Genomic DNA, 7,425 nt, shown 5'->3' on the forward strand with positions numbered 1-7,425 from the left:
GATTTTTGCCAATTGAGGATAACTTTCAACTGTGTATGAATAAATTGTATGTGTTATTAGAAGGATGTAACTATATAATATACGAAGTAATATGAAGACAGCTTTTAAGAAAATGCTAGTAAATAAATAAACAAGAAAAATAATTTGGGAGAAGTAATATAGAAAATAATACTTTGTAAATGCATAGAGTCGGTATAGGGTAGGAAGTGGTTGGAGGAGGCATTTTCCAGCCTACGGAAATCACTTCCTACCCTTTTTATAAGTCGATGTACTGAGAAGGACTAATACCCTCATGTTTCTTAAAGGCTTTACTAAAATAGAAAATATCATTAAAACCAACCAATTTTGAGGTTTCTGAAACAGTAAATCCATCTCTAAGCAGTGATTTAGCTTTAGTAATTCTTATATTTATCAGATATTCAATGGTTGATTTGCCTGTAACTTTTTTGAAAATACTGCCTAAGTATGAAGGACTGATTCTTGAATGCTCAGCAAGCTGCTGAAGAGTTATATTTTCCATATAGTTTTCTGTCATGTAGTTAATAATTTTATCAACTTTTCTTGAGTTTGAGTAATTGTATTGATTTCCCTCTTTATATCTGAAAAGGAGTGCCAGTATTTCTGAAAATATTAATCTTTGATTCACGCCGCTTACATCTTTAGTCGATAAGTATGAACGGTTTAATCGTGAAAATAAATCAATAAGTCTGGAGAAAAGGTATTTATCTCCTATCTTCTGTGAATATGAAAAGGGAAGCGGCGCGTTTACAAATTTCCACTGATTATCCTGATAAATAGGACATGTATATAGAAAATCAACTGCATAACATTTCATGGGACTTTCCGTATAAGTATGAGCCTTTCTAACATCACCAGGCTTATGAAAAAGCAAATCACCACTTGAGGCTTGAATAGTAGTACTATTGCATGTGAATTCAGCTTTACCGTCATAAAGCAGCATTATATTATAAAAATTAATTTGGTCATCAAGTTTCCATGATAAATTAGCATTTCTATCAATAATATATAGGATTTTCGGAAATACTTCATAGATATATTTTGGCTGATTCAATTATATTCACCATCTCTCAGTAAAATTACAATCATATATTACAAATATAATTATATAGTAAATGTTTAATTATTTAAATGTTTGATATTATTTTACAACGAGATGTATGTTTTTAGACGAGAAGTACAGTAAAAATTGGAGAGATGGAATAAAGTATATCTATATAATCCAAAAAACCTATATATATTATTACATTCGTATGTCCTAGAATCCTAGCTTTTAAGCGATGACATATAAAATGCAGTAATATCCCGGATATTATCTAATTAAATTTAACGAATCTGAAAGACTGATTTTTGAGGTATAAAATAAACTGGGATGTCGGACAGCTGTTTTTGAAGCCACTGAGCTAAATATTTCATTCCAGGCATTTCACTTTCTCCATGTCCAAGTACAATAAGAGCCTTATTTTTTCCTTGCTGTACAGCATCTTTCACATATTCAGGAGTTTCCCATTCTGGACCTTCGCCGTAAATTATCAAATCCAGATTTTTTTCCTGAAAAAGTGGTAATGTTATCTCACTTGATCCCCTGTACCCAACTAATATTCCTATTCGTTTGCAGGACATGGATAAATCCCCTATGAAACGTACATATGAAATTCCAAGTTGTTTTTTTATATGAACTATCAAATTTTCAGCAGTATTTTCGGGTATTTCTAAAATAGATGAAGTTTGCAGATTTTCAACTTCATAATCCACCCAGTTTAACTCTTTTAATAATCCAGCAGTAATTCCATCTGGAAAACATCTATGAATATAATCGTGATAACGAAAAATAGCAAGGTCATTTTTTTGAATGGTTCTATATTTTTGGATATATACAGAATTCCTCTGCAATATTTTATGGTTATCTCTATGACTATAAAATATACCTTCGTGTGAGATAATGAGATTAACTCCTAAGTCTTTTGCTTTTTCAATAACTTCTTGGGACGCTAGGAAAGCTACAGCAATACCTGTTACATCAGTGTCTACACTTCCCAATAGTAGATTATCAACTGTATTTTCAATTGGTATTTTAGGGGTTGTCAAAATATCTAATACATCTTCAATTTTAATATTCATGTTCTTATGCTCCTTTCAAACGTGAAAGCGTCGTCTATATAAATAATTGGTTACACCATTTCTGTGAATTGCTCTCTATTAAATATTATAGTCGCAGACAGAGTTATTTTATAGGAAAAATCATATGTAAGAATAAATAGTAGTGATATTTTACAAATTCAGTAACATAGTTCATGTCTGCTAGAGTTAGTAAATGATATTATAAGCCTGATATATTACAAAAAATAGATTTTTTGTAGATTTGTTATTCGACGGGAGGGATAGAAATAAGAATATGAAATACGTAGATGAAACTTATTCAATAGGTGACTTTAAGCTTGTTTACAATAATAAGGCAGCAGATATATATGTATCCTCTGAAGATTTTAAAGGTGTTATAAGAGCTGTAAAAACTTTAAGAGAAGATATAAATAAAGTTTCAAGAATACTTCCGAAACTTAGAACAAGCGAGCAGCTTTCAGAGAATACGGTGATTATAGGTACTATTGGAAACAGTCCCATAATAGATAGACTTATTGCAGAAGGTAAGCTTGATGCTGCGGACGTTAAAGAAAAATGGGAAGCTTTTGTAATTCAAACAGTGGACAATCCTATGACAGACGTAGATAAAGCTTTGGTTATCGCAGGAAGCAATAAACGCGGTACTATTTTTGGTGTATACGATTTATCTGAACAGATTGGTATATCACCCTGGCACTGGTGGGCAGATATACCAGCCAGACATAGAGACGACCTAATAGTAAGACAAGGCATCTATAAGCAGGGAGAGCCTTCTGTAAAATATAGGGGGATATTCTTTAATGATGAAGGACCTTCTCTTATGGCATGGGTTAGAGCAAATTACAGAGATTTTACTCATGAATTTTATGAACATGTATTTGAACTCATATTGAGACTTAAGGGTAATTATTTATGGCCGGCTATGTGGGATAATGCCTTCAATGAGGATGATGAATTAAATCCGCTACTAGCTGATGAATATGGAATTGTAATGGGGACTTCTCACCATGAACCGATGATAAGAGCTCATGGTGAATGGAAAAAGCACAGAAAAGGTCCTTGGGATTACTCGGTGAATGAAGAGTATTTATATAGATTTTGGGAACATGGAATAGAAAGAAATAAGAACTTTGAAAGCATAGTGACCTTGGGTATGCGCGGAGACGGCGATGAGGAAATGGGAGGACAACTAACCTTTAAGAAAAAAATTGAGCTGCTGCAGAAAATCGTTCAAGATCAGAGGAAAATAATCAGAGAGAAAATGAATTCTGATGTGACGAAGGTGCCTCAGCTTTGGGCATTATATAAAGAGGTTCAGGATTATTATGAAAATGGAATGAGGGTTCCTGAAGATATAACCTTGCTGTGGTCTGATGATAATCATGGTAATCTTAGACGAGTACCTACTGAAGAGGAAAGAGGAAGATCCGGAGGAGCTGGTATATACTATCATCTGGATTATGTTGGAGGACCAAGATCCTATAAATGGATTAATACTGTGCCGCTTCAGAAGATATGGGAACAGATGCATAAGGCTTATGAATATGGAGCAGATAGGATATGGATTCTGAATGTGGGGGATTTAAAACCCATGGAATTTCAGACTGAGTATTTTTTTCGCATGGCGTGGAATATGGACGAATTTAATAAAGATAACACTTGGAAATACAGTGTAAGATGGGCCGAGAGGGAATTTGGTAAGGAATATGCTGAAGATATTTCCTACATAATCAACAGGTATTCAAAGCTTAATGGCAGACTTAAACCTGAATTACTAAATGCAGTTGAGCTCTATAGTCAGACAAATTACAAAGAGGCTGATTCAGTAATTGCAGACTTCAATGAAATAACAGTCAAGGCTGAAAATATATATGAAAAGCTGCCAGATAATTTAAAGGACGCATTTTTTCAGGTGGCGTTTTATCCTGCAAAAGCTTCTGCACAGGTTACGGAATTATATTTGACAGCTGAGAAGAATAAACTTTATGCGGCGCAGGGAAGAGCTTCAACAAATGAATTAGCAGACATGGCAGAGAAAATATTCGAGGCAGATGCTGAACTGACTTTTGATTATAATAAGAGAATGGCATTTGGAAGATGGAATCATATGATGGATCAGACACATATTGGGTATACCTATTGGAATTATCCGCCAGAAAACATAATGCCGGAGGTTACGAGGTTAAAACTCGAAAGTGGTGCTGAAATGGGAGTGGCTATTGAAGGTTCTGCAGAGGCTTGGCCTATTTCAAGCAAGAGATGCATACTTCCGAAATTTGATGGATTTAACAGAGAAAGCAGATATATAGATATATTTAACAGGAAAAAAGATATTTTTGCCTTCTCTATTGATGCTGATGAAAAATGGATAAAACTAAGCAGCACTAAAGGAACTATAGAATTAGAAAAAAGAATATGGATTGATATTGATTGGGACAATGCACCAAAAGGAGAAGATGTTCAAGGAAGCATAAGGGTTTCAAGCTCCAGTGGACAAACTGTTGCAATCAATTTAAGCTTGTTCAACCCTGTTGAAATTGATAGAACTACACTAGAAGGATTTATAGAGTCCAATGGATATATATCCATAGAGGCGGAACATTATACAAAAAAAGTGGACACCAATAATGCTGGATGGGAGAAGATACCAGACTATGGAAGAACTCTATCGTCCATGACTGTTTTTCCAGTTAAAGTTCCAAGCACGACTCCGCCAGAAAATTCTCCCTGCCTTGAATATAAGGTGTATATTGTAAATCCTGGAGAGCTAGAGGTGACAACACTTATTGCACCGACTATTGATTTCATTCCCGGGCAGGGGTTAAGGCTTGGAATATCATTTGATGATCAGCCGATAAAGATCGCTGACTTCAGTAATTGTGACTGGGATGAAAGTGTTATATATAACATAAGAAAAGCTAAGACGGCTCATAATGTGGAAGGCTATGGGTATCATACGTTAAAAATTTGGATGGTAGATCCTATAGTTGTTTTGCAAAAAATACTTATCAATATGGGTGGACTTAAGCCAAGCTATTTGGGGGCTCCGGAAAGCTATTATGGAGGGAAAAAAGAAACAGGTAAAAAGTATGGAAAGCCAGAAGAGCTTAAATTAATGGCAAAGGAAAAGGCTTTAATGATAGTAAGACCAACCTTAAGGCTCAACGATGTTTTACCTGAAAAGCCGCTGACAGCTCAGATAGAGGTATCTAATAGAGATATATTTTCGCATAAATTTGCATTGACTATTTCGTTATTTGACGAGAGAGGTAATATTATAGATTCTGTAAGCAATATGGGAATCATAGCTAGAAAGGATAGACAAATGTATAATTATTGTTTTAAAGAGGTGGAAAATAGCAAGAGATATAAGCTTAAGACTTCTATTATTTACGAAAAAAATTTAAGTGAATATGAATTCGAATTGGAGCAGCCCGATCAGAGTATTGTGTAATATCATATTCTGATTAATAATAAAATTGTTTGTATGCAGGAGGAAACATGAAATGAAAAAGTTTATGGATGAGAGCTTTTTATTATATAGTAAGGCAGCTGAAGAATTGTATGAAAAACATGCAAAGGACATGCCGATAATTGATTACCACTGCCATTTAAGTCCACAGGAGATCTGTGAAAACAAGCAGTTCAAGAATATAACAGAAGCTTGGTTGTATGGAGATCATTATAAGTGGAGAGTGATGAGAGCTTACGGAATAGAAGAAAAATATATAACAGGAGATGCTAGTGATTACGATAAGTTTGTTGCTTGGGCTAAAGTTATTCCAATGACCTTAGGAAATCCTTTGTATCATTGGACACATTTGGAGCTAAAAAGATTCTTTGGAATAGAGCAAACTTTAAATGAAAAAACAGCACCTGTTATATGGAAAAAGGTTAATGAGCTGTTAGCTAAGGAAGAGTATAGAGCAAAGGGATTAATTAAGAAATCCAACGTAGAAGTAATTTGTACAACTGATGATCCTGTGGATTCTCTAGAGTATCATATTAAGACTAAGGAGGATAGAACCTTTACTACTAAGGTTTTACCTACCTTTAGACCTGATAAGGCGTTAGGAATAAGTAAGAGTGATTTTAAAGAATGGATTGATAAACTTGGGGAGGTATGTGATAAAAGTATTGATGAGTATGATTCTATGCTAAAGGCACTTGAGGATAGAGCACAGTTTTTTAATTTTGTGGGCTGCAAAATATCTGATCACGGTTTAGATTATTTCCCGTATTTAGAAGCTTCTAAAGAGGAAGTTTCAACTATCTTCCAAAAAGCTGTAAAAGGTGAGAAAATCACACTAGAAGAAGAAGAAAAGTATAAAACCTACACCTTAAGGTATCTTGGAGAAATATACGCAAAGCTTGGATGGGCAATGCAGCTTCATATAAATGTTATACGAAATGCTAATACGCGAATGTACAATAAACTTGGGCCTGACACTGGTTATGATGCTATAAATGATAATAAGCTTGCACAAAAACTTTTCAAGTTTTTAGATAGCCTAGAAGTCAATAATTTATTGCCAAAGACGATACTTTACACTTTAAATCCAGCTGATAACTATATTTTGGGAACAATTATGGGATCTTTTCAAGGTGAAGGTGTAAAAGGAAAAGTGCAGCTAGGAGCAGCGTGGTGGTTTCTAGACAATAAAGTGGGAATGATAGAACAAATGAAAACACTGGCTAATGTCGGTTTATTAAGCTGTTTTGTAGGAATGCTTACTGATTCTAGAAGTTTTCTTTCATATACTAGGCATGAATACTTTAGAAGGATATTATGTGATTTTATTGGTGAAAGCGTTGATAATGGTGAATTCCCAGATGACATGAAATTGCTTGGAAAGATTGTTAGGGATATTTGCTACTATAATGCCAAAAATTATTTTAACGTATAGAATGATAAAGAGATAAGTATTATATTTAAAACTCTGCAAAAGAAAGATAGTGGAGTAAGCGACATGGAATAATTTCTTAGTGAACTAGATTAGTCGCTAGATGCCAATATCTTTTTTATTCTTTAGGAAATGTTCATGAAAGCGTGCTTTCACCAAGTAGAATGAAAAAGTAATCTTCTTTTTCGTAGGAAATGCCCATGAAAACTTGCTTTCACCAAGTATAATGAAAATTGGATGCGTTTGTTAATAAAGACGAAATCCTGTCAATAATAAAGAAAGGTGAGGAAGTAAGCCCGTGTAAATTCTGGTAGCAAGAACTCCTTGTAGGAAACTGGCTTCGGTAATTAAAAGTACAAAGTATTGTGCGGAGAGCACGTGT

The 7,425-nt window shown here is 34.3% G+C and carries 4 protein-coding genes; 2 read left to right on the forward strand and 2 right to left on the reverse strand.

The window, feature by feature from the left end:
• Nucleotides 1–256 precede the first annotated feature (256 nt).
• Both CLORY_RS15500 and CLORY_RS15505 read right to left on the reverse strand, forming a co-directional pair.
• Nucleotides 257–1,072 carry an AraC family transcriptional regulator gene (locus CLORY_RS15500; protein ID WP_139376061.1) on the reverse strand — a complete coding sequence of 272 codons (816 nt, stop codon included), beginning with the start codon at nucleotides 1,070–1,072 and terminating at the stop codon, nucleotides 257–259.
• Between the two features lie 272 nt (nucleotides 1,073–1,344).
• Nucleotides 1,345–2,139, reverse strand: a complete 795-nt coding sequence (locus CLORY_RS15505) for a Nif3-like dinuclear metal center hexameric protein (protein WP_079426042.1) — start codon at nucleotides 2,137–2,139, stop codon at nucleotides 1,345–1,347.
• A gap of 274 nt (nucleotides 2,140–2,413) precedes the next feature.
• On the opposite strand from CLORY_RS15505, the gene CLORY_RS15510 reads away from it, so the two are divergent.
• Nucleotides 2,414–5,593 (forward strand): glycosyl hydrolase 115 family protein, encoded by a 3,180-nt coding sequence (locus tag CLORY_RS15510; RefSeq protein ID WP_079426045.1) that lies wholly within the window; start codon nucleotides 2,414–2,416, stop codon nucleotides 5,591–5,593.
• Nucleotides 5,594–5,645: 52 nt separating this feature from the next.
• Complete coding sequence (uxaC, locus tag CLORY_RS15515; protein ID WP_079426048.1) at nucleotides 5,646–7,046, forward strand: glucuronate isomerase; 1,401 nt, start codon at nucleotides 5,646–5,648, stop codon at nucleotides 7,044–7,046.
• Nucleotides 7,047–7,425 lie beyond the last annotated feature (379 nt).

Origin of the sequence: Clostridium oryzae, assembly GCF_002029235.1 — a bacterium.
In the GTDB taxonomy this organism is placed as follows: domain Bacteria; phylum Bacillota; class Clostridia; order Clostridiales; family Clostridiaceae; genus Clostridium_AE; species Clostridium_AE oryzae.